Genomic DNA, 25,416 nt, shown 5'->3' on the forward strand with positions numbered 1-25,416 from the left:
GCCCCAGAGGAATATCCACGACCGCCAAATCCTCCCCTGATCCTCCCCTGTAAGGTTCGGCAGAGGCACGTGACTCTGCCGAAGGGGACCGCCGAAGGCGGTGGAGGGGTATCAACCTCTCGATAGGGTGACACCCCTCCATCAGGGCTACGCCCTACCACCTTCCCCTACAGGGAATTGTCGCGAAATTCATCACCCACAGGTTCTTCCGTCATCCCCGCGAAGGCGGGGATCCATCTCCGGACCTAAAATCAAGACGATAAGGTGGGAGATGGGTTCCCGCCTTCGCGGGAATGACGATGCTTCGTAAGCAATCCGCATTTCGCAACGATCCCCTACCAGGGGAGAAATTTCGTCCTCAGATCGCCTTCATGATCAACGACGCATTAGTCCCACCAAAGCCGAACGAATTGTTCAGCACCGCGCGCACCTTGCGCTGCTTGGCGACATGCGGGACAAGATCTACACCCTTGCAGCTTTCGCTCGGTTCATCGAGGTTGAGCGTCGGCGGCACGATCTGGTCGCGCATGGCAAGGATGCAGAAGATGCTTTCCACCGCGCCCGCGCCACCCAGCAAATGGCCGATCGCCGACTTGGTCGAACTCATCGACATCGCGCCGATCTGGTCGCCGAACAAACGGCGCACTGCGCCCAGTTCCAGTTCGTCGCCCATCGGCGTCGATGTGCCATGCGCGTTCACATAGTCGATATCTTCAAGGCTGAGGCCCGACTTCTTGAGCGCCATCTGCATCGAACGGAACGCCCCGGAGCCTTCCGGGTGCGGCGCGGTGACATGATAAGCGTCACCCGACAGGCCATAGCCCAGCACTTCGGCATAGATGTTCGCGCCGCGCGCCTTGGCCCGCTCATATTCCTCCAGCACGACGACGCCCGCGCCTTCGCCCATGACGAAACCGTCGCGGTTGACGTCATAGGGGCGGCTGGCGCGCGTCGGATCGTCGTTGAAATTGGTCGAGAGCGCCCGCGCCTGCGAGAAACCGGCGATGCCGATCGGGCAGATCGCGCTCTCCGCGCCACCCGCCAGCATGACGTCGGCATCGTCCATCGCGATCATGCGCGCGGCGTCGCCGATCGAATGGGCGCCGGTCGAGCAAGCGGTGACGACCGCATGGTTCGGTCCCATCAGGCCATATTTGATGCTGACCTGGCCAGAGATCAGGTTGATCAGGCGGCCATGGACGAAATGCGGGCTGACCCGGCTCGGCCCCTTGTTCGCCAGGACCAGCGATTCGCTCTCGATGCCCGGCAGGCCGCCGATGCCCGACCCGATCGAGCAACCGGCCCGGAACCGTTCCTCCTCGGTCATGTTGAGCAGGCCCGCGTCGCGCAGCGCCTCGCTCGCGGCGGCGATGCCGAAGACGATGAACAGGTCGACCTGGCGCTGGATCTTGTGATCCACCTCCAAATAGGGGTCAAAGCCATATTCATGCTCTTTGGGCTTCACTTCGCATGCGATGCGGCACTTATAATCGGTCGGGTCGAACCGCGTGATCGTCGCCGCGCCGGATTTGGACGCGATGATGTTCTTCCATGTGGTTTCCACATCCCCGCCAAGCGGGCTGACCATGCCAAGGCCGGTTACGACGACGCGACGCATATATTTGCTCCGAAATAGTCTCTTTGACGCAATGTAGGTCTGGCCGATCCGGCCTGCAAACGCTGCATCAGATACGAAAAAGCTCCCCGCGCTCCGGGGTCACCGGACAGGAGGAGCCATTTCCTAACACGAAAGGCGGCCCGCTTATTGCGGGCCGCGAAACGCCTTACTGCTTGCTGTCGATATAATCGATGGCATCCTTGACGGTGGCGATCTTCTCGGCCGCATCGTCGGGGATTTCGACGCCGAATTCTTCTTCGAACGCCATGACCAGCTCAACGATGTCGAGGCTGTCAGCGCCCAGATCGTCGATGAAGCTGGCATCCTCGGTCACCTTTTCGGCTTCAACGCCCAGATGCTCGACGACGATTTTCTTTACGCGATCCGCGGTCTCACTCATGAGTGGTCCTTCTTGACTGGTATCGTTGGTGGTTGTGAATAACCGTTAAGGCAATGCCCTAGAGCCATGCGCCGATAGAGGCAAGAGGCAAGGCCGCCAAGTCCTTTTCAATGTGCCGATCGATCATTTCCCGATGATCCGGCCCTTATTGCGGCATTTACCAAAATTTCAGCCGCATCTGCAAGGGTGGACGCCATGCCCGCCCTCTCCCCAACCGATCGGCTTGTCACGCGCGCGCGCATGCGGCTGGTGGCGCGCTGCATGCTGGCGGCGACCATCATCGGCCTGATCATCCTGTTTGCGGGCGCGCAGGGCACGGTGGATTCGCTGGGACGGCCGCTGGGCACGGACTTCTCCAATGTCTGGACCGCCGGATGGATGGCCGATCATGGCCGCGCGGCGGAGGCATGGGACTGGACGATTCAGCATGACGTGCAGCGGCAGGTCCATCATGACCCGGCCATTCCCTTCTATGGCTGGCATTATCCGCCCCCCTTCCTGATCATCGCCACCTTGCTGGCGCAGCTTCCCTATGTGGCGGCGTTGCTGGTGTGGCAGGGCGTGACGCTCTTGCTCACCCTGCTGCTGGTCAAGCGGATACTTCCCGCTGAACGCGATGCATGGCTGCTGGCGCTGGGCGCGCCTGTCGTGCTGATCTGCCTTGGCCATGGCCAAAATGCCTTCCTCACGGCCAGCCTGCTGGGCGGCGGGATGTTGCTGCTCGACACGCGCCCCTGGGTGGCTGGAATCCTGTTGGGGGCGCTCGTCTACAAACCGCAATTCGCGGTGCTGATCCCCGTCCTCATCCTGGCGCGCGGCAATCTGCGCGCGTTCGTTGCGGCGGGCCTGACCGTCGTTACGCTGTGCCTGCTGACATGGGCGATCTGGGGCTGGGCGGTGTGGCAAGCCTTCATCGATTCCCTGCCGCTGACCCGCCACATCATCATCGAAGCAGGCGCGACCGGCTGGGAAAAGATTCAAAGCCCCTTCGCCGCGATCCGCCAATGGGGCGGATCGATCCCCCTCGCCTATGCCGTGCAGGCGGTGATCACGATCGGCGCGATCCTGACGGCGGCGCTGGTCGCACGCCGGGGCAGCATGGCCTTGCGCGGCGCAGCCGCCCTCAGCGCGGCCCTGCTCTGCACCCCCTATGTGCTGGACTATGACCATGTGTTGCTCGGCGTCGCCATAGCCTTTGTCGCGGCGGACATGGCCAACCGTGGCGTCCTGCGGTGGGAGCCGACATGGCTCGCTTATGCCTGGCTCGCACCGCTCTTCGGACGGGCGGTGTCGGACCTGACCCTGATCCCCGTCAATCTGATCGCGGCGATCGCGATCCTCGCCATCACCGCCCGCCGCACAGCGCAGTTCGACGCGCTGATCTTGCCATGGCCCCCGCGCCTGACGGCCTATCGGCAATAGCCCTCCTGCCCGGTCGCCACGATCAGGCAGTCGGTCTTGTCGGCGAGATATTTGAACCCCGTCTCCGCCCCCCTGCCCGGCCGGATCGTCAGTTCCTTCCCATCGCGCGTGAAGCGGATCATCGCCCCCCCGGCCATGCCGACATAATCACCCTGCCGGTCGAGATTATCCTTGTTGGTCAACGCATAGCTGCCCGGCTTCCCGTCAGGTGCAGGCTGGATGTCGAGGAACAACCCCTCCGGCCCGGTCCAGCGCCCGATCCAGTCGTCGGTCGGCAACCGACCCGTCGGGCCATCCACGCTATTGATCGCGTCGCTATCCTCGATCGTCTCGACCGTCGGCACGCTGGCCGTGACATTGGCGACATTGTCCGTCTCGGCGGCAGGACCACATCCGGTCAGCAGCGCGCCAGCCAGCAACAACGGCAGCGTGAAGCGGGACGAAAGGCAGCAGGTCATCGGTCGATCTCCTTGGCTATCGGGCAGAACAAGTCGCGAAACGGCACATTCGATCCATATGCGCCTAAGACGTCGCCTTGCCAGCGCCGCCGTCTATCGCCAAACACGCAGACCGGGGGACGATATGACGAACAGCATGATGCAACGACCCAGGGCGAAATTCGTCCGGGAAACGCCCGACGTCCGGCGTCAGGCCTTGATCGAGGCGACCGCCCGCTGCCTCGCGGAAAAGGGCGTCGGCGGAACCTCCGTCCGCGCGATCTGCGCTCAGGCGGGCGTGTCCTCCGGCCTGCTCACCCATTATTTCGAGGGCGTCAACGCGCTCATCCTCGCCACCTATCTCGATGTCGGCGCAACCGTGTCCGCCGCGCTCGACCAGGCAGTGGAAGAGGCCGGCGATGACCCGCGCGACCGGCTGCGCGCCTGTCTCCAGGCCAATTTCCGCGCGCCCATATTGGACCCGGACCTGCTCGCCACCTGGATCGCCTTCTGGAGCCTCGTCAAAAGCGATCCCGCCATCGCTGCTGTCCATGCGCAAGTCTATGCCGCCACCCGCGCCCAGCTCGAAAGCCTGCTCCTCGCCGCGGTGCCGGAAATGCCGCCCGCCCGCGCCCGGCTCGCCGCGATCAGCCTGACCGCGCTCGTCGATGGCCTCTGGCTCGAACTCTGCCTCGATCCTTCCACCTTCTCGGCGGAAGAGGCGCAGGCCATGGTCGAACGCGCGATGATGCTGGCGCTCGGCCAATGGCGCGGTGAGTGGGTCGATCAATCCGATCGGCTGTGATCGCTTTTCTCACTCACCCCATCCGAGAAAACCAATTTCCATTACACTGCCCGCTTCCCTACATGGGTCAGGCAACAGCAACCCACATAAGGAACTGGACAGCCCATGGCTCTCATCAACACCACCATCAAGCCGTTCGCAGCGACCGCCTATAAGGAAGGCAAGTTCGTCGACGTCACCGATGCCGACGTGAAGGGCAAGTGGGCGATCTTCTTCTTCTACCCCGCCGACTTCACCTTCGTCTGCCCCACCGAACTGGAAGACCTGGCCGGCATCTACCCGACCCTCCAGGGCTTGAACGTCGAAGTCTATTCGGTCTCGACCGACACGCATTTCAGCCACAAGGCCTGGCACGACACCTCGCCCGCCATCGGCAAGATCAACTATTATATGCTGGGTGACCAGTCGGGCCAGATCACCAACAATTTCGACGTGATGCGTCCCGGCGTCGGCCTTGCCGACCGCGCGACCTTCCTGGTCGATCCCGAAGGCGTGATCCAGTTCATGGAAATCACCTCGGAAGGCGTCGGCCGCAACGCGACCGAACTGCTCCGCAAGGTGAAGGCTGCGCAATATGTCGCCGCCCATCCCGGTGAAGTCTGCCCGGCCAAGTGGGAAGAAGGCGAAACCACCCTCGCCCCCTCACTCGACCTGGTCGGCAAGATCTAAAAACGACCCGCAGCGCGGCCCCCTTGGCCGCGCTGCCCTGAACGGCCGCCGGGTTGCCCCAAAGGGCACGGAACCCGGCGGACCCTTCAACGCTATCTAAACCGTCATCCTATTCTCATCGGGGTCTTTGGGTCGCACCATCCCCCGAAGGGCCGCCGCACGCCCCCCTCCCTCAATATGCGGCGGCGGCCCGCTTTCATGCAACGGAGCAAGGCACGATGTTGGACGCAAATCTCAAAGGACAGCTGAAAGGCTATCTGGCGAACATCACTCAGCCGATCGAGCTGGTGGCTTCGCTGGATGAAGGCGCAAAGTCGCGCGAACTGGGCGAATTGCTGGGCGACATCGCCGAGCTGTCGGACAAGGTGACCGTTGTCACCGGCATCGACAAGCGCGTCCCCAGCTTCATGATCCGCCGCGCAGGCACCGACATCGGCGTGCGCTTCGCGGGCCTGCCGATGGGCCATGAATTCACCTCGCTGGTCCTCGCGCTACTCCAGGTCGGCGGCCACCCGTCAAAGGCGGCGCAGGACTTGATCCAGCAGATCAAGGATATCGACGGCGACTTCGCCTTCGAAACCTATTTCTCGCTCTCCTGCCAGAACTGCCCCGACGTGGTGCAGGCGCTCAACCTCATGAGCGTCCTCAACCCCCGCATCAGCCACGTCGCCATCGACGGCGCGCTGTTCAAGGAGGAGGTCGACAGCCGCAAGGTCATGGCCGTCCCCACCGTCTTCCTCAACGGCGAACCCTTCGCCAGCGGCCGGATGGAACTGGAACAGATCGTCGCCAAGATCGACAGCGGCGCGGCCACCCGCGCCGCCGAAAAGATCAAGGCCCAGGAACCCTTCGAAGTCCTCATCGTCGGCGGCGGTCCCGCGGGCGCGGCGGCGGCCATCTACACGGCGCGCAAGGGCATCCGCACCGGCGTCGCGGCCGAACGCTTCGGCGGCCAGGTGCTCGACACGATGGATATCGAAAATTTCATCTCGGTCTCGCGCACCGAAGGGCCAAAGCTCGCCTCCGCCATGGAAGCGCACGTCAAGGATTATGACGTCGAGATCATGAACCTGCAAAAGGCGGCGAAGCTGATCCCGGCCCGCACCGAAGGCGGCTATCATGAGGTCGTGCTGGAAAATGGCGCCTCGCTGAAGGGCCGCACCCTCATCCTCTCCACCGGCGCGCGCTGGCGGCAGATGGGCGTGCCCGGCGAAGAGGAATATCGCAACAAGGGCGTCGCCTATTGCCCGCATTGCGATGGCCCGCTCTACAAGGGCAAGCGCGTCGCAGTGATCGGCGGCGGCAATAGCGGCGTCGAAGCCGCGATCGACCTCGCCGGTATCGTCGCCCATGTGACGCTGATCGAGTTTGACAGCCAGCTCCGCGCCGACGCGGTGCTGCAACGCAAGCTCGCCAGCCTGCCCAACGTCAAGATCATCACCTCGGCCCTCACGTCGAAGGTCGATGGCGATGGCGACCGCGTCACCGGCCTGTCCTACAAGGACCGCAACAGCGGCATCGAACATGACATCGCACTGGAAGGCATCTTCGTCCAGATCGGCCTCGTCCCCAACACCGAATGGTTGAAGGATGCGGTCGCCCTGTCCCCCCGCGGCGAAATCGAAATCGACGCCCGCGGCGAAACCAGCGTCCCCGGCGTGTTTGCCGCAGGCGACTGCACGACGGTCCCCTACAAGCAGATCGTCATCGCCATGGGCGCAGGCTCGACGGCAGGCTTGTCGGCCTTCGATTACCTGATCCGCTTGCCTGCGAGCGAAGAGGCCGCGCAAGCGGCGTGATGCCAGGCGCCTTGCACGGGGTTTGAAAGAACGGCCGATCCGGCGACGGGTCGGCCGTTTTTTATGGGTGCTGGGCAATGGCCGGAGTGCGCCCATTCCAGATGTAAGATAAATCAAACGTGGTTCTCGAAATTACCACATCTTCACTCTCCCTGAACCGCCTCTACGAGTTCCCGTACATAGGTCACAAGAGGATGTAAAAATTCGGGATTATTAGCAATGATTAGCTTCACTATCTCAATGCCATCCGAAGTCTTATCGTACTCTATTCGTGCGTCACTAAGAGTAGTAAACAGTTTGGCCAAAAGCTTGGCTGCGTCAACTTGCCGGAGCCACTGCGTATCATTCAAGGCCGGATCCGTCCCTGAAATCGCCAGCGATCGTTCAGCAGCTAACTCCATGAGTTTTGCATGCACCGTATCCGCGTCCACCGCGCTTTCAGGATCCTTAACGCGTATTCTCGCTGCTACCGCTGCAGGATCAAGTAGGTAGCACTCTAGATGCCGCCGAGGGAGAAACCGCAGCCGTCCACGCGATTCCCGTACCATGTCCGCTTTCTCTAGGTCAGCCAGCATCTCCGTATCGAAACCAAAAATAACCTTTACCGGAAGAGTTGCTACCGCCGAACTGAGCCGTGAGTAGGCTTCGTATACAATTTTCTTATCTCTACGCTTGGCGCCGAAATCGCCGGTTGCAGCCACCGTGGTAAAAATTGTACCACGCGGAACCGGGCCAACCGTTTCACGATAAAGATACGGGAAAAGGGTTTCTTCAGTTTCACCTTCTACCCAGATAACGCGATCAGCAGCAAAAACATCCGCCATCGATACACCTAGATGAGAAGCTACCTCACGAAACGTGCTAACCTCTGCTGGATCGAGCCGACTGATTGTCGACTTGTACCCGTTTCGCTTAACTAAATGTACCGTGGATGGATTGGAAAATCCAACTACTTCGGGAGCATGGGTGGAGATGATATACTGATGTTGTGCATACTCAGTCTGGAGAATGCGGAGCAAAGCCTTAACGGCGGCAGGGTGAAGAAAACTATTAATCTCGTCCACAACAATCACAGTATCCTCGACTGTCATTATTGCAACCAGTAGTGCGAGTGTTTGAGCAACCCCGGTGCCACTTTGCGTTAGTGGAAAACTGAGACCCACGTTCTGCCGCTCTATCGTCGGCCAAACACGGATTTCAGTCACTCCAGGATTTCCAGGCTGTATACGCGTACTTATATTTCCAACAGTCGGAAACAACTCACGAAGATGTGATACGAGCTTGTCAAAAAGATCGCCCCGATCACCAGACAGTGTGGCCAGAACAGCGGCTAGATTAGAAGCATTCTGATCTAGTCGTTCAATATGAGCGGTCGATGTTTGCCCGATGCTATAACGTTCTGCGGAAAAGTAGAACATTTTTGATCGCCACAAGTTATGAATAGTAGCTGGCAAAGTGTCTTCGCTATTATTGTGTGCGCTTATTTCTATATTCCCATTATTCGTAACTAGCTTGGCCGCTACTGCCTGGCCGTATCCTAGCCATTTAAATAGCCCATGCGAAGGATATGGCGCTGCAAATTCGCGACCGGGACGATGTTCCAAGTTGATGAAGAAGGGTGGCCCATCGAGAAGTTGTTGAACGTAGCCTACCGGACTGCCCGGCACACCGGCCGGAGCGGGAATAATGCACGGCGCATTTCTGGAAACCGCGCGTTTTATTTCAGAACCGCTGACTTCGATACGCAGTTTAATCGAAGGTGATGGTAGCGCCTCGTCTCTCCACTCAATCGGGGTGCGATGTCGATCGTCCGAGAGCGTTGGTTGAAGCGCTCGCAGAAACGCACTTTTGCCAACGTTGTTTGGTCCTACGATTAAATTTGCGCCACTTCCAAAACATACGTCGTCGCTATCCTCAAAAGACTGAAAACCGGTAACCCGCGCTTGAAGCAATCGCATCTTTTTCTCCTGCTTAGGAAACATAGCGTGGACGTATCGATCCGTCACAGTCATTAGAGCGCTTTTCGATCAGTCCGGATCATATCCGCACGAGCTGAAGTAGTTGGCGCATTCTCTGGGCTGGAAGATATCCACGAGCCTGCCGATGAGGTCCCAGAGGCCGCTCACCGTGCGCTCGCCGATCTTCCTGAGCATGGCCTTGAGCTTGGAGAAGGCTTTCTCGATGGGATTGAAGTCTGGGCTGTAGGGCGGAAGGAAGCGCAAGGTTGCGCCTGCCGCTTCGATCCGCTCGCGCACCGATGCGCGCTTGTGGCTCGACAGGTTGTCCATAATGACAACGTCGCCGAGCCGCAGTTCGGGCACGAGAACATGGGTGACATAGGCTTCGAACCAGTCGCCGTTGATCGGGCCATCGAGCACCATTGGCGCGACCATTCCGGTCATGCGCAATCCGGCAACCAGCGTGGTCGTCTTGCGGTGGCCGTGCGGGAAGCCCATCCGCAGGCGCTCGCCCCTGGCGCAGCGGCCATGGCTGCGGGTCATGTTGGTCGCGGTCCAGGTCTCGTCGATGAACACGAGCCGTTCGGGGTCAAGATCGAGCTGGCCATCGAACCAGTCATGTCGTTGGCTCAGGACATCGGGGCGGTCCTGCTCGATCGCATGGCCAGTCTTTTTTTGCGCGTCATACCGTGACGAACGAAGAAGCGGTGAAGCCCGGCCACCGAGACGTGCAGGCCCAGATCGATCAACGCCGCCCGCAGTTCTTCAAGCGAGATGTCCTTGCGCGCTTCCCATATGGCGAGGATTTCAGCCTGCCGCTCCTCGATCCGGCGCGATCGCATATCGCCACCTTGAGGCTTGGGAGCAAAGCTGCCGGTCGTACGCCGCTGATCCTGCCAACGGATCGCTGTCGAGGGCGCTACACCAAACCGAGCCGCCGCAGCACGACAACTCATCCCGGCATCGATCGCCGCCAGAAGCCGCTTACGTAAATCCATCGATAGAGGTTGGCCCATCCATGCTGGCCTCCTTCACCAGCACAGACTCTGAATCAGAAATCACGCCCCGTGGAAATCCCTTAACGATTCATAACGGTCGAAAACCGCTTGTCTTATGACTTTGTGGTCCGTTCGGGTCAGGATGCGATGTCCGGTCCGGGGTGGCCACCCCGGACCGGACGGAAGGGGACGGATCGCAAAACCGCTGGTCGTGAAGGGACCGGGTTAGAGTAGGATCGCCCCTTTCTTTTTCATCAGGCCCGAACGGATACCGGGGCTTTTAAGGCCCGGATGACAAGCATGGGACAGCGAAAAAGATGAGCAACTCTCTACCACAAACCATCGGCATCGACATCTCCAAAGCGACGTTGGACTGCTATGTCCATCCCATCGGGATCGAGCGCCAGTTCCCCAACACCACCAAGGGCCACAAGACCCTGATCGCATGGGCCGGGCAATGGGAGGTCGAGCGGATCGCCTATGAGGCTACCGGCATCTACCACCGCGCGCTGGAGGTCGCGCTCGGCCATATGCCCTGCGTCAAGCTCAACCCGGAACGGGCAAGGCGCTTCGCTCAGGCGACAGGCACGCTCGCCAAGACCGATCGCATCGACGCCAGGCTGCTCGCACGGATGGCGGTGACGCTGAAACCCCCGGTCAGGCCCGCCCGAAGCCCGCAGCAGAACCAACTGGCCGAACTCGTCAACGCCCGCGATGGTCTGGTGCGTGATCGCACCGCGCTCAAAAACCGCGAAAAGAACCTCACCGTCACGCTGCTTAAGCGCCAGTGCAGCCAACGGCTCGAACAGATCGCTCGCCACATCGCTGCGCTCGACGCTGAAATCGCGGCCGTCATTGCCGCAGATGAAAAGCTCGTCCGGCGCCACCACATTCTCACCAGCATCGCTGGCCTCGGCACACTCACCGCCAACCAGATCATCGCCACCATGCCCGAACTCGGATCGCTCGATAACAAGCAGGCTGCCTCGCTCGCCGGACTTGCCCCGGTCGCGCGCCAGTCCGGCCAATGGAAAGGCAAAAGCTTCATCCGCGGCGGTAGGGCCAATGTCCGACAGGCTCTCTACATGCCTGCTCTGGTCGCCGCCCGATTCAATCCAAACCTCAAGGCCAAATACCAGCAGCTCATCGCTGCCGGAAAACCCGCCAAAATCGCCATCACAGCCATCATGCGAAAGCTCATCGTCACCGCAAATGCGCTACTCAGGGCAGATCGTCTCTGGACCACAGCATGCGCTTGACCATCACGGATACTCTAATGCGCGCCCTCGATAAGCGTTAAAGCACTAAAGGTCGCCTTTTCGCAATTCAGCCGTCTCGGGCGACGTGTGGCTCAGGCAACTAGTGACACCACGTCTGCTACACCCGATACCCTGGTCAGCAGCACACATTTTCTGCGATCGGCGATACCCGCAAAAACTGCCTAGCAGTTGGAGGTAGGTGCCCTACCTCACGCCAACTCTTGCAACCGCCGCACCATCGGCTGTCCATTCTCGCGCGCGCGCCACAGGTCGTAATTCGCCTGCATGGCCAGCCACGCCCGCGCCGTGCTTGTCCCCGCCTGTTCCAGCCGCAGGGCCAGATCAGGGCTGATCGCCGCCTTGCCATTCAGCACGCGCGAAAGGGCGACACGCGACATGGCGAGACGGCTGGCCGCTTCGGTGACGGACAGGCCGAGCGCCACAATGACTTCATCACGCAGCAATTCGCCGGGATGGGGAGGGTTATGCATCATCGTCATGGCCTCAATGATAATCCTGATAATCGACAAGTTCGGCATCGGTGCCGACAAAGCGGAACGTCACGCGCCAATTGCCATTGACCCACACCGACCAATGCCCCTTGAGATCGCCCTTCAGCGCGTGCAGTTTGAAGGACGGCAAATTCATATCCGCTGGCCCCGCCGCCACGTCGAGCAGGCCCAGGATATTGCGAATTTTCTTCGCATGGGATGCCTGGATGCCCCGCGTCGTGCCGCTGGTATAAAAGGCCTCAGGCCCCTTGTGCCGGAACCCGATGATCATGACGAAGTGTATCGCGTATCGTTACACGATGCAAGTGCGCTCGGAACGGGCCTTGATCCCGGTCGATACCCCTGTCCTACATCCCCCAACCTATGCCATGCTCGCCCGGCTCTTTCTCTCGGTCCGCCCCCTCATCCCTCGCGCGCGCGCCCGCACGTCACCCCGCACTTCGCAAAAATTCGCCTATTGCGAAGTTCACGCCACCCGTCCGTCCCCCGCACAAACGCTGGGCCAGCGACGGTGTGAACTTCACATGATTTTGCAAAATTGCGGAGCGGGCATCCGGCCCGTCACCACCGCCCCCAGCTCCCGAAAATCCCCGGATCGATCTCCAGACTCGGCGCGAGCGCCCCCGCCCCGCCGCGCATGTCTGCGCCCCCCATGCCAAAGGTCACCACACTGCTGCCAGCATCGCCCAGCACCAGCGGATCGAGCATCAGCGCGGCGCTCAGCCGGTCGGTCGTCACTTCCGTCAACGTGCCGATCCGCGTCAGCGCAAACAGCTTCTGCGCAAAGGCATAAGGGAGCCGGATGCAGCCATGGCTGGCGGGATAGCCCGGATTATGCCCCGCATGCAGCGCGATCCCGTCCCAGGTCAGCCGCTGCATGAAGGGCATCGGCGCATTGCTATAGAGATTGGAGCGGTGCCATTGCCGCTTTTGCAGGATCGGGAAGCTGCCGGTCGGCGTGGCCTTGTTTTTCGTCCCCGTCGACACGCTGGCCGCGCCGATCAGCCGGTCGCCGCGATAGACATGGACCTGCTGCCGCGCGAGGCTGACGATCAGGTAGAGCGGCCCGTCCGCGACCCCATCATCGCTCCAACTATACGCCCCCGGCCTGAGCGGCCCATCCGCGACCTGCGCCCGCACGGACGGCACACAAAAAGACGCGCAACACAGGAGAATAAGCAGCCGGAAGAAAAGCATAAGCCTTTCTTAACCATAACCCCGCCCCGCGCCAGAGGGGGAGAAAGCGCTTTATCGCATCGGTCCCGCCTTGGGACAGGGAGGTGGGGGAGTTGGGTTAGGAGGTTGGAGATAAACCAAGAGCCTCCACTCTCCGTTCGTGCTGAGTAGGGGCTGAGCGAAGTCGAAGACCCGTATCGAAGCATCATGCGACGCGCTTGATCCTTCGATACGCCATTTCGACTTCGCTCAATGGCTACTCAGGACGAACGGGAGGGGGAACACGGAAGAATGAGGAGAAACCCCCTAAAGCAGCACCAACTGCGCAACCGGCGCAAAGCTGCGCCGATGCAGCGGGGTCGGCCCATGCGTCCGCAGCGCGGCCAGATGCTGCGCGCTGCCATAGCCCTTGTTGCTGGCCCAGCCATAATGCGGATGCCGCGCCGCTGCCTCCACCATCATCCGGTCCCGCGCTTCCTTGGCCAGGATGGAGGCCGCGGCGATCGACAGGCTCTTGGCATCGCCACCGACGATCGCGCTCGACGCATGCGGCCAGTCCGGGCAGCGATTGCCATCGACCAGCACATGCGCGCAATCCCGCCCCAACGCCGCCACCGCACGGGTCATCGCCAACATCGTCGCCCAAAGGATATTGAGCCGGTCGATCTCCTCGACACTGGCAACCCCCAGCCCCCAGCACAGCGCCCGATCCTTGATCTCCACCTCCAGCGCCGCCCGGCGGGTCGCCGACAATTTCTTGCTGTCGTCCAACCCCTGTGGACAATCATCAGCGCGCAGGATCACGGCAGCCGCCACCACCGGCCCCGCCAACGGCCCCCGCCCCGCCTCATCCACCCCAGCGACAAGGCCGGGATGATACAGGCTTTCATGCGCAAAATCAGGCATGGAAAGTGAACGGTGCCCCCATCGGCCCATGCCCACCGCCAAAGCCCGGGGCCAGCATCAACGCCGCCCGCACATAGTCCCGCGCCCGCGCGATCGCGTCAGGCAAGTCCATCCCCTGCCCCAACCCAGTCGCAATCGCGCTGGCCATGGTGCAGCCGGTGCCATGGGTATGCGGCGTATCAATCCGCGCATCGCTCCAGGTTTCGGCAACGCCGTGGGGGCCGATCAGCCGGTCGGTGAGCATCACCCCCTCGCCATGCCCGCCCTTGGCCAGAACATGGGTGTCAAAACGCGCCGCGATCGCCTCCCCGCCGAGCGCCGCCAGTTCAGGAATATTGGGCGTGACCAAGGTAGCGATGGCCATCAGCTTGTGGAACGCGGCAATCGTATCCGCATCCGCCAACAACGATCCGCTCGTCGCGACCATGACAGGATCAAAGACGATCGGCACACCATCAAGCCCCGCCAGCTGCTCAGCCACCGCCATCGCCGTCTGCGCCGACCCGATCATGCCGATCTTCACCGCATCGACGCCGATGTCGCAGATACAGCTTTCCATCTGCGCCAGCACCATGTCGGTCGGGATCGGGTGAACGCCCTGCACCCCCAACGTATTCTGCGCCGTGATCGCCGTGATCGCCGTCATGGCAAAGCCGCTAAGCAGCGTCACGGTCTTGAGGTCCGCCTGAATCCCCGCGCCCCCGCCACTGTCGGACCCGGCAATGATCAAAATGCGCGCAGGCGTCATGGCTTATGCTTGCGTATGGTGGCCGCAGGATTGGCGGCCAGCGCCTTGCCCGTCCGCGTCGGCCGGTCCATCAACTCGCCGCCGCAATTGGGACAACGATCGTCCAGCGCCTCGGCACAGGTCGCGCAAAAGGTGCATTCGAACGAACAGATGAACGCGCCCGGCACATCGGCTGGCAAGTCCGCACCGCAGCGCTCGCAATCGGGGTGCATGTCAAGCATCGCCCATTTCCGTCATGCCAGCGCACGCTGGCATCTCTCTTTTCTTTTTACTCGAACCAAAACAAGCGAGATCCCAGCGTTCGCTGGGATGACGACGGGAATGGAGACTCACGCCGCCGCCCTCTCGACCGCAGCGCAGATCCGCTCGACCACGTCCCTCACCTGGTCCGCACTGTCGCCTTCCGCCATGACCCGGATCACAGGCTCCGTTCCCGACGGACGAATGACGAGGCGGCCCACACCGGCCAGTTCCGCCTCAGCCTGCGCGATGACGCGCTGCACGTCTCCATGCTCCAGCGGCTTGCCCCCGGCAAAGCGCACATTTTTGAGCAATTGCGGCACCGGATCGAACTGGTGCAATGTTTCGCTGGCGGGCTTGCCCGACCGCACCAGCGCGGCCAGCACCTGCAAGGCTGCAACCGTGCCGTCGCCGGTGGTAGCATAGTCGGACAGGATCATATGCCCCGACTGTTCCCCCCCGACATTGAACCCACCCTCGCGCATCCGCTCCAGCACATAGCGATCGCCGACCTTGGTGCGCTCCAGCGTGATCCCCTGCCCCGCCAGACAGCGTTCCAGGCCCAGATTGGACATCACCGTCGCCACCAGCCCACCGCCGCGCAACATCCCGTCGCGCGCGAAATTGGTCGCGATCAGCGCCATGATCTGATCGCCATCGACGATCTGGCCTTTCTCGTCGACCACGATCAGCCTGTCCGCATCGCCGTCCAGCGCAATGCCGATGTCGGCCCCCGACGAGACGACGGTTTCCTGGCACAGCAAGGGCGATGTCGATCCACAGCCGTCGTTGATGTTGGTGCCATTGGGGCTAACCCCCACCGCCACGACCGTCGCGCCCAATTCCCACAGCGCGGATGGCGCGACCTGATAGGCCGCACCATTGGCGCAATCGACCACGATCTTGAGGCCGTCGAGCCGCAGGTCGGCAGGGAAGCTGGACTTGACCGCATGGATATAGCGCCCGCGCGCGTCCTCGACCCGGCGCGCGCGGCCAATATCCTTGGACGGCGCAAGCGGAATCTCCTGCCCGATCAGCGCTTCGATCTTCAGTTCGTCCTCATCAGACAGTTTGTAACCATCCGGCCCGAACAGCTTGATACCATTGTCGAAATAGGGATTGTGGCTGGCCGAAATCATGACACCCAGGTCCGCGCGCATCGAATGAGCGAGCAGCGCGACGGCGGGCGTCGGGATCGGCCCGAACTGCACCACGTCCATGCCGACAGCGGTAAAGCCCGCGACCAGCGCATTTTCGACCATATAGCCCGACAGCCGCGTATCCTTACCGATCACGACGCGATGGCGATGGGCACCACGCAGGAAATGCGTGCCCGCCGCCATGCCGACCTTCATCGCCAGGTCTGGGGTCATGGGCCATTGGTTGGTGCGCCCGCGGATACCGTCGGTGCCGAAATATTGCCTGCTCATGCCCGTGTCATGCACCGGAGAGCTGCCCGGTATCAAGCCACAACCGCGACGCTGCAGCCGATAGGCGGGGCGCGGCAAGTTTTTCTTGATCGACAATCCACCCGTCGCCCGCCATCGGCGCAGGATGGAAAATTTCAACGCCATCGTCGATGCCATCTCGGCCGCCGTGTTCTTCAAGCTGCCGATGCTGGGGACGCAGATCGAATTGATCGTCCTCTACCTCGCGCTGCCGATGCTGTTCTTCACGCTATGGCTGGGCTTCCCGAATATCACCCAGGTCGGCCGCGCCATCCGCATCCTGCGCACCCAGCCCGAAAAGGGCGAAGCGGAGGGCGATGTCAGCCAATGGGCAGCGCTCAGCACCGCGCTGTCCGGCACGATCGGCCTGGGCAATATTGCGGGCGTCGCCGTCGCCCTGACGATGGGCGGGCCGGGCGCGATCCTGTGGATGTTCGTCATCGGTTGGTTCGCGATGACGGTGAAGATGGCGGAAGTCACGCTCGGCCTCAAATATCGCGTGTTCGACGCCCAGGGCCATGTCCATGGCGGCCCGATGTATGTCCTGAAGGCCGTCGGCGCAGCGCGCGGCTGGCCCAAGGTCGGGCTGGCGCTGGGCGGTGCCTACGCCTTTTTCGCTTTGTTCGGGGCGATCCCGATGGTGCAAGTCAACCAGAGTTTCGCACAGGTCAAGGTCGTCACAGGCCTCACCAACGGCTGGGGCTATGGCATTTTCCTCGCCTGTGCCGTGGCGCTGGTGACTCTTGGCGGCGCGGCCTGGCTGGGCGAAGTCGCCAAGCGGCTGACCCCGCTCAAGGTGGCCGTCTATCTGGTCGGGGTATTCGCCATCCTGATCCTGCACTTGGGCGCCATCCCCGGCGCGCTGGCGTTGATCTGGGACGGCGCTTGGACCGGCAGTGCGGCGACCGGTGGCGCGATCGGTGCCTTCGTCGCGGGCATGCGCCGCGCGGTCTTCGCCAGCGAGGCGGGTGTCGGTTCGGCAGTGATGGCGCACAGCCTCGCCCGCGCGCGCCGTCCCGTATCCGAAGGCCTGGTCGCGCTATTGGAGCCGCTGCTCGGCACGATGATCGTATGCGGTCTCGGCGGCTTGGCGCTGGTCGTGGCAGGCACATGGAATAGCGGGCTGGAAGGCATCGCCATCACCTCGGCCGCCTTCGCCCAGGTTTCGCCCTGGTTTCCCTGGCTGCTGGCTGTCGTGGTATTCCTGTTCGCTTATTCGACGCTGGTCGCTTGGGGCTTCTATGGGTTGCAGGCCTGGGGCTATCTGTTCGGCCACGGTACGCGCGCGCAATGGACGTACAAGATCCTCTACGTCGTCGCCCTGCCCCCTGCCGCCGCGATCGACCTGGGCCGGGTCGTCGGGATCGTCGATTCCAGCTTTTTCCTGATGGCCATTCCCAACGTCATCGCGCTCTATTTGTGCGCAGGGGAATTGCGGCGAGACGTGAAAGCCTATCTGACGCAAAAAGAAAGCCTCGCCGGTTAGGGCGGGGCTTCCTATTCATTTGGCAGCGGTGGCGTCAGATCTTGTCGCCGAGCGCACCCTTGACCGAACCAGCCACATCCTGACCGGTGCCCTTGACCTGCTGGGCCTTGCCCTCGGCTTCCAGACGATCATTATCGGTCGCCTTGCCAACGGCTTCCTTGACGTTGCCGGCCAGTTTGTTGCCAGCAGCCTTCAGCTTGTCAGTTGCTTCACCCATGTTCAGTCTCCTGTTGGTTGGTGTTGCCTATTCAACCGACAATCAGAATAAAGGTTGCCGTCAAACCGCTCCCGTAACGAAATCGCCGATAGCTGTTGCGATGATCACGGCTTGATGCCGAACCGCGCATAGTCCGCGTCGATGCGGGGGTTGATACGGCGCGCGATGGCGATGTCCTTGTCACCGTCGCTGGCCCGACCGAGCCGATGCAACACGATCCCGCGCATGAATTGACTCTCGTCCTTGCCTGGCACCTGGTCGAGGACGGCGGTCAAATCCTGAAGCGCGTCTTCATATTTGCCCATGCGGAACGACACCATGGCACGACTGTCGAGCGCTGCGACGCTGTACGTGCTGGTCTCGATCGCGCGGGTGCAATCCTTGAGCGCGCTATCGAGCATGATATCGCGCGTGCCCTTGATCCAGCAGCGCTCGTTGAGCAGCATGGTCAGGCCAGGCTTTTCCGCAATATGCGCGTCGAGCAGTTCGACCGCCTTGGCCGCATCGCCATAGGTGCCCAGCAGGCTGGCCTTGAGCCGGCGATAGGCATCGCGGGTTTCGCCGCCGATGGCGATCCGCTGATCCACCATCACCAGCGCCTCGTCCAGCTTGTCACTTTCGGCAAGATAAGTGGCAACCGCATTGATCGCGCCAATGGCAGACGGGTCGAGTTGCCGCGCCATCCGTGCATCGGCCAGCGCGCCGGGCACATCGCCCAGCCTGAAGCGCCGGTCAGCGCGGCTGAGATAAAGATCGACATCCGGCTCGATGGCAATCGCCTTGTCGAGATCGGCCAACGCCTTCTTTCGATCACCTACGCCCCAGCGGAAATTGGCGCGACTGCTATAGCCTGACACTTCCTCCGGGTCTTCGGCGATCGCCTTGGTGAACGCCTGCTCCCCCGCTTTGACCTGCGACCAGTTTGCCAACACCTCGTAAGGGGCATCCCAGTAGAAGGTCGGCTTGACCGGGGCGATCAAGCGCGGGGCCAATGCCTGCGCCGTGGCAAGCCGATCGCGTTCGTCGGGCACTTGCGCCGCCGCAATCTCGACCCCGGTCGAATCCATCCGCTCATCCAGTTCGAGTAGCCCGTCGCGCAGATGGACATTGCGCTTGATCGTGAAGCCCGCGATCGACTGGCTGACATTCTGGTCGCCTTCCAGCACATAGCCCTTGCCGCCATCGGGCAAGCGCAATTTCAGCCGATAGCGCACCCCCGACGGCGGCGGCGTCGCCACCGGAATATCGATCCACGCCGGACGCCCGCGATCAGGCGCGAAGCTGATGTCGTTGACGCCCCGGCCAATGCTACGCCGATGACGATTATCCTCCAGGCGCCAGGGCGTCGCCGTGACGCCGTGCGCTTTCAGCGTCGTGGTCGCCGTGGCGGCATCCATCGCGACACTGACGTCGCTGAACTGCGACTGTCCCATTTGCCGCATGAAGAATCCCCGCACCATGTCGGCGCGCTGCTTGGTATCGAGTTGGCCCAGGGCGACATTGATCATGGACGCCGCCGGGCCGCGCAACACGGCCACCGCATCGAAGACGCTGGGCAGCCGAACGCTACCGCTCTCGTCGGCCTCGATCGCAATGTCGATGATCGGCCGCGCGTTGGCGCGGGTCTGGATCGGCAGCAGGTCTGCACCCGCCGTCCGCACCGGCAGCACCGTGCCGAAAGGCGGCGTATCGCCCAGATCGTCGATCCGCGCGCCGCTGCCCGTGCCATCCATCCACAGCGTCTCGCCATCGATCGTCGCGCGCACAAGCACATGGTCGAACGCGGCGACGCTGGGCAACCGTTCCGGCACGAAATCACCCATGGCGGAACTGGCCAGCACTGGCTCCGCCTCTATCCCCATGCCCCGCAGCAATGCCAGCAACAGCAGTGTCTTGGCCTTGCAATCGCCATAGCGCAGCGTCCAGGTCTGCGCCGGGGTCTGGGGCACATAATTGCCACCATTCATGCCGATCGCCAGATAGCGGATACTATCCTGCACCAGTTGCAGCGCCGCGGCCGCCTTCGCGCGCGGCGACCCGCCCGACGCCTTCAGCCTGTCCAGTTCGCCCGCCAGCCCGCTACCCGGCGCGATCAGCCCCTCGGTCGCATAAAGCGGTGCCATCGTCTTCGATACATCGGCCCAGGACGCGAAGGTGGACAGTTCGAACAAGGGTGGATGGCGATAGCGCAGCGGCGCATCCTCCGGCATCTCCGGCTGCTTGACCAATGGCAGGGCGACGGTCAGTTCGTTGAACCCGCCCTTTTTCTGCTGCTTGACCACTGCATCCTTGGCCAGCAATTTCCACTTGGCCCCGCTGCGCTCATACCATTGGACACGCAGCCGCCCCTGTCCCATCCGCAACGGCGCAGCGAACAGCCCCATCGCACCCTGGACATGTCCACCGAGCGCATCATCCTTCATCGACGTCGTATAGCGCAGGCGGACAATATCGCCGACCTGCACCCCTTCGACCGCCAACGTCGCGGTAAGAACGCCAGTAATCTGCCGCGCTTCGAGATTTTCCTCGCGGCGCAGCACGGCAAAGCGCTTGTCGCCCGCCAGCGCATCGATCACCTGGTCACCGCGCAGGATCGACACTTCATGGATGATGAGGTCGCCCTTGTCGGGTGCCCATGGCAGGGTAAGCGAGGAGAGTTGCGCCAGCGCTTCGGCCGACCCTGCACGGGTCGCGACATCGGCATAGCTCCACAGGCGGCCATCCTCCACCCGCTGCTGGCTGTCGAACAACAGCATCGTCGGCGGTTCGCCCTCGAAGCTCGACAGCGGCGGCACGCTGGCCTTCTCCACCCAGGCGGGTGCCGCCTGATAGAGCGGCATTTCACCCGCCACAGCCGGCGCAGCAACCACCATGGCGATCGGCATCGCCATCCACATCGTCTGTCTCATAAACCCCCGAACATCCCCCGGCATCCGCCTGTCGCCACGCAGGCTATTGCATCGGGGCGGGGCACTCAAGCGATCAGACGAAGCGCGCATACGAAAAAAGGGGCCGGAAAACCGGCCCCTTTCCTGAACTTGCAGTCGGTATCGACTTAGCGCTTCGAGAACTGGAAGCTCTTGCGCGCCTTCGCCTTACCGTACTTCTTACGCTCGACGACGCGGCTGTCGCGGGTCAGGAAGCCTTCGGCCTTGACCGCACTGCGCAGCGCAGGCTCGTACTTGGTCAGCGCCTGGGCGATGCCATGCTTGACCGCACCGGCCTGGCCGGACAGACCGCCGCCCTTGACGGTGGCGATCACGTCATACTGACCGTTACGGTCGGTGACGCCGAAGGGCTGGTTGATGACCAGACGCAGGGTCGGGCGCGCAAAATAGATTTCCTGATCGCGGCCATTGACCGTGATCTTGCCGGTGCCGGGCTTCACCCAGACGCGGGCAACGGCATCCTTGCGACGACCGGTCGCATAGGCGCGGCCGAGGTTGTCGATTTCCTGCGCGCGCAGCGGCATGGTGGGCGCTGCAGGCTCGACCGGAGCGGTAGGCGCTTCGGCTTCAACCGGAGCAGCGGGCGTCGCGGCGGCTTCAGGAGCAGCGGGCGCAGCAGCCGGAGCGGCAGCCGCTTCGGCGGCGATCGCCGCGAGGTCGGACAGGGACTGGCGGTTATCGGACATTATGCACCCACCTTGTTCTTGCGGTTGCGCGACGCGAAGTCGAGCACTTCGGGGTTCTGGGCTTCATGGGGATGCTCGGCACCGGCGAAGACGCGCAGGTTGCGCATCTGCTGGCGGCCCAGCGGGCCACGGGGGATCATGCGCTCGATCGCCTTTTCAAGCACGCGCTCAGGGAAACGGCCTTCCAAAATCTTGGCGGGCGTGGTTTCCTTGATGCCGCCGGCATAGCCGGTGTGCTTGTAATAGATCTTGTCGGTCAGCTTTTTGCCGGTGAACTTCACCTTGCCCGCGTTGATGATGATGACATTGTCACCACAATCGACATGGGGCGTGAAGCTGGTCTTGTGCTTGCCACGCAGGATATTTGCCACGGTCGAAGCGAGACGGCCGACGACGAGGCCTTCCGCGTCGATCAGGACCCACTTCTTATCAACCGTTGCCGGGCTTGCCGACTTGGTCGTCTTCATCAGCGCCTTCATGGTGCCAATACTCCAGAATGAATTAAAGAACCGCAGGCCGTTACCGACCCCCGGAAGTGGGGCGCTAATGACTGGGGAAGCCGTCCAAGTCAAGCGATATGGCGGCTTTCCTGACGGGTAAAATAATACCTTCCTCTAAATCGCGCTCAATCCGGCGTCCGCCAACCCCCGCCACAGGTGCAAGGCCTGGACGCTTTCCTTCACGTCATGGACCCGCACCATCTGCGCACCGAGCTGCGCCGCCCGGAACGCCAGCGCGATGGAACCACCCAGTCGGTCGGCAGCGGGCGCTTCGTTCGACAGCGCGCCGATCAGCCTTTTGCGGCTGCCTGCAAACAGCAATGGCACACCCAACGCCTGAAACGTCGCCAGCCCATTCACCAGCGCAAGATTGTCGGCCAGCGACTTGCCAAAGCCAAGCCCCGGATCAACCATGATCCGATCGCGCGCGATGCCAGCATCGAGGCAGGCCGCGATCCGCCCTTCGAGATGATCGAACACATCCGCCACGACATCGCCATAGCCCGCAGGATTGTCATGCGGATCATCGCCCGCCGACGGCGCATGCATCAGGATGACCGGGCAGCCCGCCCCGGCCACGACCTCCATACTGCGCGGATCATGCGCCAGCGCGCTGACATCATTGACGATCTTGGCCCCCGCCGCCAGCGCCGCCTCCATCACCGCCGCCTTGCGCGTGTCCACCGACACCGGCACGCCCGCCGCCGCCAGCCGCTCGATCACCGGCGCGATGCGGGCGATCTCATCGCCTTCCCACACCTTGTCGGCGCGCGGCCGGGTGGATTCGCCCCCCACGTCGATCAAGGCCGCGCCCGCCGCCGCCATCGCGAAACCCGCATCGGCCGCCGCCTGCGGATCGCCGACATGCTTGCCGCCGTCCGAAAAACTGTCGGGCGTGACGTTCAGGATCGCCATCACCTGCGGCGCATCGAAACGGATGGTCCGCTCACCAAGGACCAAAGGCGCGCGGGTCGCGGAAATATTCGCGGCCAGCCTCTGCGCGCGCTCCGCCAAAACATCAGGCAAGTTGGCGATCGCATCGGCGAACCCAGCCACCGGCACCGTCACCCGCGCCACGCGGCCCCGCCCGACAAAGGCGCTCAGTTCATAGCCCTGGAACCAGATCAGCCCATTACCCATCCGCGCCACCGACCCGTCCGGCAAGCCGATCGGCGACGACACAAACCATGTCGGCCGCAGGTACAGGCGCGCATCGGCGGGAATGGCGGGCAATGTCATCGAGCGGGACTCCCCTCTTTCGTCATGCTGAACTTGTTTCAGCATCCATTGGCTCTAGCCCTGCAGAAACGTGCAACGCCAGAGCCAATGGATCCTGACTTTCGTCAGGATGACGGCGTAGTCATGGCAGCTTTTAAGGCTCGTTCGCCAGCAAATAGGTCTGACGCAGCGTATCGATCGGCTTCAACCCGCCCTCGGCCTCATGATGCCAGAAAGTCCAGCCATTGCAGCTCGGCGCATTCTGCAACGTCGCGCCGATCTTGTGGATCGACCCGGTATCGCTCCCCACCGCCAGCGACCCGTCGGCCCGCACCACCGCCTGCCAGCGCCGCTTGGCGTCGGTCAGCACCGCGCCGGGCTTCAAATAGCCCGTTTCGACCAGCGTCCCGAACGCGACCTTGGGCTGCGACCGGGCGCTCTGCATGATGGTGAGCGCGGACTCATCCAATGGCAGCGCCGCCTCGATCCGCTCCAGCGCAACCTCGATATAGGATTCCTCCCGCTCGATGCCGATCCATTTGCGCCCCAACCGCTTGGCCACCGCGCCAGTGGTGCCGGTCCCGAAGAAAGGATCAAGCACCACGTCGCCCGGCTTGGTGCAGGACAACATCACGCGATAAAGCAGCGATTCCGGCTTCTGCGTCGGATGCGCCTTGGTCCCGTTGCGCTTCAACCGCTCCTGCCCGCCGCAGATCGGCAACACCCAGTCGGAGCGCATCTGCAACTCGTCGTTAAGCGTCTTCATCGCCTTATAGTTGAACGTATATTTGGCGTCCTCACCCTGGCTGGCCCAGATCAGCGTCTCATGCGCATTGGTGAAGCGCGTGCCCTTGAAATTGGGCATCGGGTTGGCCTTGCGCCAGATGATGTCGTTGAGGATCCAGAAGCCCTCATCCTGCAACGCCGTGCCGACGCGGAAGATGTTGTGATAGCTGCCGATCACCCAGATGCTGCCATTGGGCTTCAGGATGCGGCGCGCCTGTTTCAACCACGCCTTGGTGAAGCGGTCATAGGCGCCCAGCGTATCGAACTTGTCCCAGTCATTATCGACCGCATCGACCCGCCCGCCTTCGGGCCGGAACAGGTCGCCACCCAGTTGCAGATTATAGGGCGGATCGGCAAAAATCATGTCGATGCAATTGTCGGGCAGCGCCGCCATCTGCGCGATGCAATCGCCCCGCAGCAGGCAATCGGTCGCAATCTCCGCCGCTGGAACCGCGATCGGTGCGATCGCCTTTTTCCGTCGCGCCGGTGCGACCCGCTCCATGAGACCCATGCGTAAAAACCCCCGTTCGTCTTGAACAACAGCGATGAGTCCTTGGGAGTCCGGCGTCAAGCCCGGCACCCTGGCCTGCCCGATACCAAACGACACAGATGTCGGGGAGAACGAAGCGGGGAACCACAAGATATGGAGTCTGGCGAGTCGCGCGGGACTCAAGATAGGGCGGTGTGACTCAAAAGACTCACGCCCATCCCCGCCCAAAGTTTTTTTGGTTAACGGCGCGCCAAGGTCCAGATCGGCAACAATGGTTGACCCATTGATAACCCTATGGTTATGACTTACCGATGACAGTTGGATTACAGGAAGATAATCGCGGCGCGACGATCGACGCCCAGTTCAAGGCCTTGTCGGACGGCACTCGCCGCGCGCTGCTGGAATATCTCGTCCGCGAAGGCGAACAGAGCGTTCATGCGCTGACCGCGATCGCGGGCGTATCGCAACCCATGGTATCGCGCCACTTGGGCAAGCTCAAACGCGCTAGGCTCGTGACGGCGCGCAGGGCGGGACGGGAAACCTTCTACAGCGCCCGCGCCAAGGGCCTCGCCCCGGTGGTGCAATGGATGGCGGTCTATGGCGCACTCTGGTCGCAACGCTTCACCGCGCTGGAGGATATGGGGGCTTAGGAACGCCCAATTCTGCTCCAACTGCCCCTTTTCTGTTCCC

Annotated in this window: 25 protein-coding genes; 7 read left to right on the forward strand and 18 right to left on the reverse strand. The window is 62.3% G+C overall.

Annotation, left to right across the window (positions count from 1 at the left end; all coding sequences use genetic code 11):
• Positions 1–358: 358 nt before the first annotated feature.
• Together fabF and ACZ2HM_RS06165 are read right to left on the reverse strand one after the other, a co-directional pair.
• Positions 359–1,618 (reverse strand): beta-ketoacyl-ACP synthase II, encoded by a 1,260-nt coding sequence (gene fabF / locus ACZ2HM_RS06160; RefSeq protein ID WP_470426507.1) that lies wholly within the window; start codon positions 1,616–1,618, stop codon positions 359–361.
• Positions 1,619–1,784: 166 nt separating this feature from the next.
• Positions 1,785–2,018, reverse strand: a complete 234-nt coding sequence (locus tag ACZ2HM_RS06165) for an acyl carrier protein (protein WP_007689016.1) — start codon at positions 2,016–2,018, stop codon at positions 1,785–1,787.
• Between the two features lie 195 nt (positions 2,019–2,213).
• On the opposite strand from ACZ2HM_RS06165, the gene ACZ2HM_RS06170 reads away from it, so the two are divergent.
• On the forward strand, positions 2,214–3,440 hold the full coding sequence (locus ACZ2HM_RS06170; RefSeq protein ID WP_470426508.1) for a glycosyltransferase family 87 protein: 1,227 nt from the start codon (positions 2,214–2,216) through the stop codon (positions 3,438–3,440).
• Here the strand turns inward: ACZ2HM_RS06170 and ACZ2HM_RS06175 are convergent.
• Entirely contained in the window at positions 3,428–3,898 is a 471-nt protein-coding gene (locus tag ACZ2HM_RS06175) for a hypothetical protein (protein ID WP_470426509.1), read from the reverse strand. The genes ACZ2HM_RS06170 and ACZ2HM_RS06175 overlap by 13 nt on opposite strands.
• Positions 3,899–4,034: 136 nt before the next feature.
• Here ACZ2HM_RS06175 and betI point away from each other — a divergent pair, with 136 nt between their 5' ends.
• The 3 genes from betI (at position 4,035) to ahpF (ending at position 7,150) form a co-directional block, all read left to right on the forward strand.
• On the forward strand, positions 4,035–4,682 hold the full coding sequence (gene betI / locus ACZ2HM_RS06180; RefSeq protein ID WP_470426510.1) for a transcriptional regulator BetI: 648 nt from the start codon (positions 4,035–4,037) through the stop codon (positions 4,680–4,682).
• A gap of 105 nt (positions 4,683–4,787) precedes the next feature.
• Positions 4,788–5,351, forward strand: a complete 564-nt coding sequence (gene ahpC, locus ACZ2HM_RS06185; RefSeq protein WP_037479631.1) for an alkyl hydroperoxide reductase subunit C — start codon at positions 4,788–4,790, stop codon at positions 5,349–5,351.
• 218 nt (positions 5,352–5,569) lie between these two features.
• On the forward strand, positions 5,570–7,150 hold the full coding sequence (gene ahpF, locus ACZ2HM_RS06190) for an alkyl hydroperoxide reductase subunit F (RefSeq protein WP_470426511.1): 1,581 nt from the start codon (positions 5,570–5,572) through the stop codon (positions 7,148–7,150).
• Positions 7,151–7,293: 143 nt separating this feature from the next.
• Here ahpF and ACZ2HM_RS06195 read toward each other — a convergent pair whose 3' ends face one another.
• The gene (locus ACZ2HM_RS06195) at positions 7,294–9,108 is read right to left on the reverse strand and encodes an ATP-dependent nuclease (protein WP_470426512.1); all 1,815 of its coding nucleotides are present in this window, start codon (positions 9,106–9,108) and stop codon (positions 7,294–7,296) included.
• Between the two features lie 69 nt (positions 9,109–9,177).
• Positions 9,178–10,124, reverse strand: a protein-coding gene (locus tag ACZ2HM_RS06200) for an IS630 family transposase (RefSeq protein WP_096063109.1) whose coding sequence is annotated in 2 segments (ribosomal slippage) — positions 9,178–9,788 and positions 9,788–10,124 — 948 coding nt in all. Because the reading frame shifts where the segments join, the coding sequence is not laid out codon by codon here.
• Positions 10,125–10,423: 299 nt separating this feature from the next.
• On the opposite strand from ACZ2HM_RS06200, the gene ACZ2HM_RS06205 reads away from it, so the two are divergent.
• Complete coding sequence (locus tag ACZ2HM_RS06205) at positions 10,424–11,365, forward strand: IS110 family RNA-guided transposase (protein WP_006966739.1); 942 nt, start codon at positions 10,424–10,426, stop codon at positions 11,363–11,365.
• A 209-nt stretch (positions 11,366–11,574) separates the two neighbouring features.
• Here the strand turns inward: ACZ2HM_RS06205 and ACZ2HM_RS06210 are convergent, their stop codons facing one another.
• The 7 genes from ACZ2HM_RS06210 to glmM all read right to left on the reverse strand — a co-directional run bounded on the left by ACZ2HM_RS06210 (position 11,575) and on the right by glmM (position 16,377).
• Positions 11,575–11,859 (reverse strand): HigA family addiction module antitoxin, encoded by a 285-nt coding sequence (locus ACZ2HM_RS06210; protein ID WP_470426513.1) that lies wholly within the window; start codon positions 11,857–11,859, stop codon positions 11,575–11,577.
• A 10-nt stretch (positions 11,860–11,869) separates the two neighbouring features.
• Positions 11,870–12,148 (reverse strand): type II toxin-antitoxin system RelE/ParE family toxin, encoded by a 279-nt coding sequence (locus tag ACZ2HM_RS06215; RefSeq protein ID WP_470426514.1) that lies wholly within the window; start codon positions 12,146–12,148, stop codon positions 11,870–11,872.
• Between the two features lie 290 nt (positions 12,149–12,438).
• Positions 12,439–13,074 (reverse strand): L,D-transpeptidase family protein, encoded by a 636-nt coding sequence (locus ACZ2HM_RS06220; RefSeq protein WP_470426515.1) that lies wholly within the window; start codon positions 13,072–13,074, stop codon positions 12,439–12,441.
• Positions 13,075–13,359: 285 nt separating this feature from the next.
• Positions 13,360–13,959 carry a ribonuclease HII gene (locus ACZ2HM_RS06225; RefSeq protein WP_037477615.1) on the reverse strand — a complete coding sequence of 200 codons (600 nt, stop codon included), beginning with the start codon at positions 13,957–13,959 and terminating at the stop codon, positions 13,360–13,362.
• A complete protein-coding gene (gene thiD / locus ACZ2HM_RS06230) occupies positions 13,952–14,707 on the reverse strand; it encodes a bifunctional hydroxymethylpyrimidine kinase/phosphomethylpyrimidine kinase (RefSeq protein WP_470426516.1) in 756 nt (251 codons plus the stop codon). The genes ACZ2HM_RS06225 and thiD overlap by 8 nt, the downstream gene beginning before the upstream one ends.
• A complete protein-coding gene (locus tag ACZ2HM_RS06235) occupies positions 14,704–14,928 on the reverse strand; it encodes a DUF1272 domain-containing protein (protein WP_037477617.1) in 225 nt (74 codons plus the stop codon). The genes thiD and ACZ2HM_RS06235 overlap by 4 nt, the downstream gene beginning before the upstream one ends.
• Positions 14,929–15,036: 108 nt before the next feature.
• Positions 15,037–16,377, reverse strand: coding sequence for a phosphoglucosamine mutase (gene glmM / locus ACZ2HM_RS06240; protein WP_037479300.1), 1,341 nt, complete (start codon positions 16,375–16,377; stop codon positions 15,037–15,039).
• Between the two features lie 124 nt (positions 16,378–16,501).
• Here glmM and ACZ2HM_RS06245 point away from each other — a divergent pair, with 124 nt between their 5' ends.
• Positions 16,502–17,881, forward strand: a complete 1,380-nt coding sequence (locus ACZ2HM_RS06245; RefSeq protein ID WP_037477618.1) for an alanine/glycine:cation symporter family protein — start codon at positions 16,502–16,504, stop codon at positions 17,879–17,881.
• Between the two features lie 34 nt (positions 17,882–17,915).
• Here ACZ2HM_RS06245 and ACZ2HM_RS06250 read toward each other — a convergent pair whose 3' ends face one another.
• The 6 genes from ACZ2HM_RS06250 to ACZ2HM_RS06275 form a co-directional block, all read right to left on the reverse strand.
• Positions 17,916–18,098, reverse strand: a complete 183-nt coding sequence (locus ACZ2HM_RS06250) for a CsbD family protein (protein WP_037477620.1) — start codon at positions 18,096–18,098, stop codon at positions 17,916–17,918.
• Positions 18,099–18,202: 104 nt separating this feature from the next.
• Positions 18,203–21,007 (reverse strand): DUF3857 domain-containing protein, encoded by a 2,805-nt coding sequence (locus ACZ2HM_RS06255; RefSeq protein ID WP_470426517.1) that lies wholly within the window; start codon positions 21,005–21,007, stop codon positions 18,203–18,205.
• A gap of 146 nt (positions 21,008–21,153) precedes the next feature.
• Positions 21,154–21,732, reverse strand: a complete 579-nt coding sequence (gene rpsI, locus ACZ2HM_RS06260; RefSeq protein ID WP_037473170.1) for a 30S ribosomal protein S9 — start codon at positions 21,730–21,732, stop codon at positions 21,154–21,156.
• Entirely contained in the window at positions 21,732–22,211 is a 480-nt protein-coding gene (rplM, locus tag ACZ2HM_RS06265) for a 50S ribosomal protein L13 (RefSeq protein WP_037473167.1), read from the reverse strand. The genes rpsI and rplM overlap by 1 nt, the downstream gene beginning before the upstream one ends.
• A gap of 135 nt (positions 22,212–22,346) precedes the next feature.
• Positions 22,347–23,471, reverse strand: a complete 1,125-nt coding sequence (folP, locus tag ACZ2HM_RS06270) for a dihydropteroate synthase (RefSeq protein ID WP_470426518.1) — start codon at positions 23,469–23,471, stop codon at positions 22,347–22,349.
• A gap of 133 nt (positions 23,472–23,604) precedes the next feature.
• Complete coding sequence (locus tag ACZ2HM_RS06275; RefSeq protein WP_470426519.1) at positions 23,605–24,747, reverse strand: DNA methyltransferase; 1,143 nt, start codon at positions 24,745–24,747, stop codon at positions 23,605–23,607.
• 290 nt (positions 24,748–25,037) lie between these two features.
• On the opposite strand from ACZ2HM_RS06275, the gene ACZ2HM_RS06280 reads away from it, so the two are divergent.
• On the forward strand, positions 25,038–25,376 hold the full coding sequence (locus ACZ2HM_RS06280) for an ArsR/SmtB family transcription factor (RefSeq protein WP_313923803.1): 339 nt from the start codon (positions 25,038–25,040) through the stop codon (positions 25,374–25,376).
• Positions 25,377–25,416 lie beyond the last annotated feature (40 nt).

The organism is Sphingobium sp. KKT206 (assembly GCF_055640555.1).

What these genes read in the sequence shown, in the direction of transcription:
- ACZ2HM_RS06205 (WP_006966739.1), top strand. Translation starts at nt 10,424, where the DNA reads ATGAGCAACTCTCTACCACAAACCATCGGCATCGACATCTCCAAAGCG.
- rplM (WP_037473167.1), bottom strand. Translation starts at nt 22,211, where the DNA reads ATGAAGGCGCTGATGAAGACGACCAAGTCGGCAAGCCCGGCAACGGTT.
- ACZ2HM_RS06210 (WP_470426513.1), bottom strand. Translation starts at nt 11,859, where the DNA reads ATGATGCATAACCCTCCCCATCCCGGCGAATTGCTGCGTGATGAAGTC.
- ACZ2HM_RS06215 (WP_470426514.1), bottom strand. Translation starts at nt 12,148, where the DNA reads ATGATCATCGGGTTCCGGCACAAGGGGCCTGAGGCCTTTTATACCAGC.
- ACZ2HM_RS06195 (WP_470426512.1), bottom strand. Translation starts at nt 9,108, where the DNA reads ATGCGATTGCTTCAAGCGCGGGTTACCGGTTTTCAGTCTTTTGAGGAT.
- fabF (WP_470426507.1), bottom strand. Translation starts at nt 1,618, where the DNA reads ATGCGTCGCGTCGTCGTAACCGGCCTTGGCATGGTCAGCCCGCTTGGC.
- rpsI (WP_037473170.1), bottom strand. Translation starts at nt 21,732, where the DNA reads ATGTCCGATAACCGCCAGTCCCTGTCCGACCTCGCGGCGATCGCCGCC.
- ACZ2HM_RS06255 (WP_470426517.1), bottom strand. Translation starts at nt 21,007, where the DNA reads ATGAGACAGACGATGTGGATGGCGATGCCGATCGCCATGGTGGTTGCT.
- ahpF (WP_470426511.1), top strand. Translation starts at nt 5,570, where the DNA reads ATGTTGGACGCAAATCTCAAAGGACAGCTGAAAGGCTATCTGGCGAAC.
- thiD (WP_470426516.1), bottom strand. Translation starts at nt 14,707, where the DNA reads ATGACGCCTGCGCGCATTTTGATCATTGCCGGGTCCGACAGTGGCGGG.
- betI (WP_470426510.1), top strand. Translation starts at nt 4,035, where the DNA reads ATGATGCAACGACCCAGGGCGAAATTCGTCCGGGAAACGCCCGACGTC.
- ACZ2HM_RS06245 (WP_037477618.1), top strand. Translation starts at nt 16,502, where the DNA reads ATGGAAAATTTCAACGCCATCGTCGATGCCATCTCGGCCGCCGTGTTC.
- ACZ2HM_RS06235 (WP_037477617.1), bottom strand. Translation starts at nt 14,928, where the DNA reads ATGCTTGACATGCACCCCGATTGCGAGCGCTGCGGTGCGGACTTGCCA.
- folP (WP_470426518.1), bottom strand. Translation starts at nt 23,471, where the DNA reads ATGACATTGCCCGCCATTCCCGCCGATGCGCGCCTGTACCTGCGGCCG.
- ahpC (WP_037479631.1), top strand. Translation starts at nt 4,788, where the DNA reads ATGGCTCTCATCAACACCACCATCAAGCCGTTCGCAGCGACCGCCTAT.
- glmM (WP_037479300.1), bottom strand. Translation starts at nt 16,377, where the DNA reads ATGAGCAGGCAATATTTCGGCACCGACGGTATCCGCGGGCGCACCAAC.
- ACZ2HM_RS06275 (WP_470426519.1), bottom strand. Translation starts at nt 24,747, where the DNA reads ATGGGTCTCATGGAGCGGGTCGCACCGGCGCGACGGAAAAAGGCGATC.
- ACZ2HM_RS06250 (WP_037477620.1), bottom strand. Translation starts at nt 18,098, where the DNA reads ATGGGTGAAGCAACTGACAAGCTGAAGGCTGCTGGCAACAAACTGGCC.
- ACZ2HM_RS06220 (WP_470426515.1), bottom strand. Translation starts at nt 13,074, where the DNA reads ATGCTTTTCTTCCGGCTGCTTATTCTCCTGTGTTGCGCGTCTTTTTGT.
- ACZ2HM_RS06280 (WP_313923803.1), top strand. Translation starts at nt 25,038, where the DNA reads ATGACAGTTGGATTACAGGAAGATAATCGCGGCGCGACGATCGACGCC.
- ACZ2HM_RS06225 (WP_037477615.1), bottom strand. Translation starts at nt 13,959, where the DNA reads ATGCCTGATTTTGCGCATGAAAGCCTGTATCATCCCGGCCTTGTCGCT.
- ACZ2HM_RS06170 (WP_470426508.1), top strand. Translation starts at nt 2,214, where the DNA reads ATGCCCGCCCTCTCCCCAACCGATCGGCTTGTCACGCGCGCGCGCATG.
- ACZ2HM_RS06175 (WP_470426509.1), bottom strand. Translation starts at nt 3,898, where the DNA reads ATGACCTGCTGCCTTTCGTCCCGCTTCACGCTGCCGTTGTTGCTGGCT.
- ACZ2HM_RS06165 (WP_007689016.1), bottom strand. Translation starts at nt 2,018, where the DNA reads ATGAGTGAGACCGCGGATCGCGTAAAGAAAATCGTCGTCGAGCATCTG.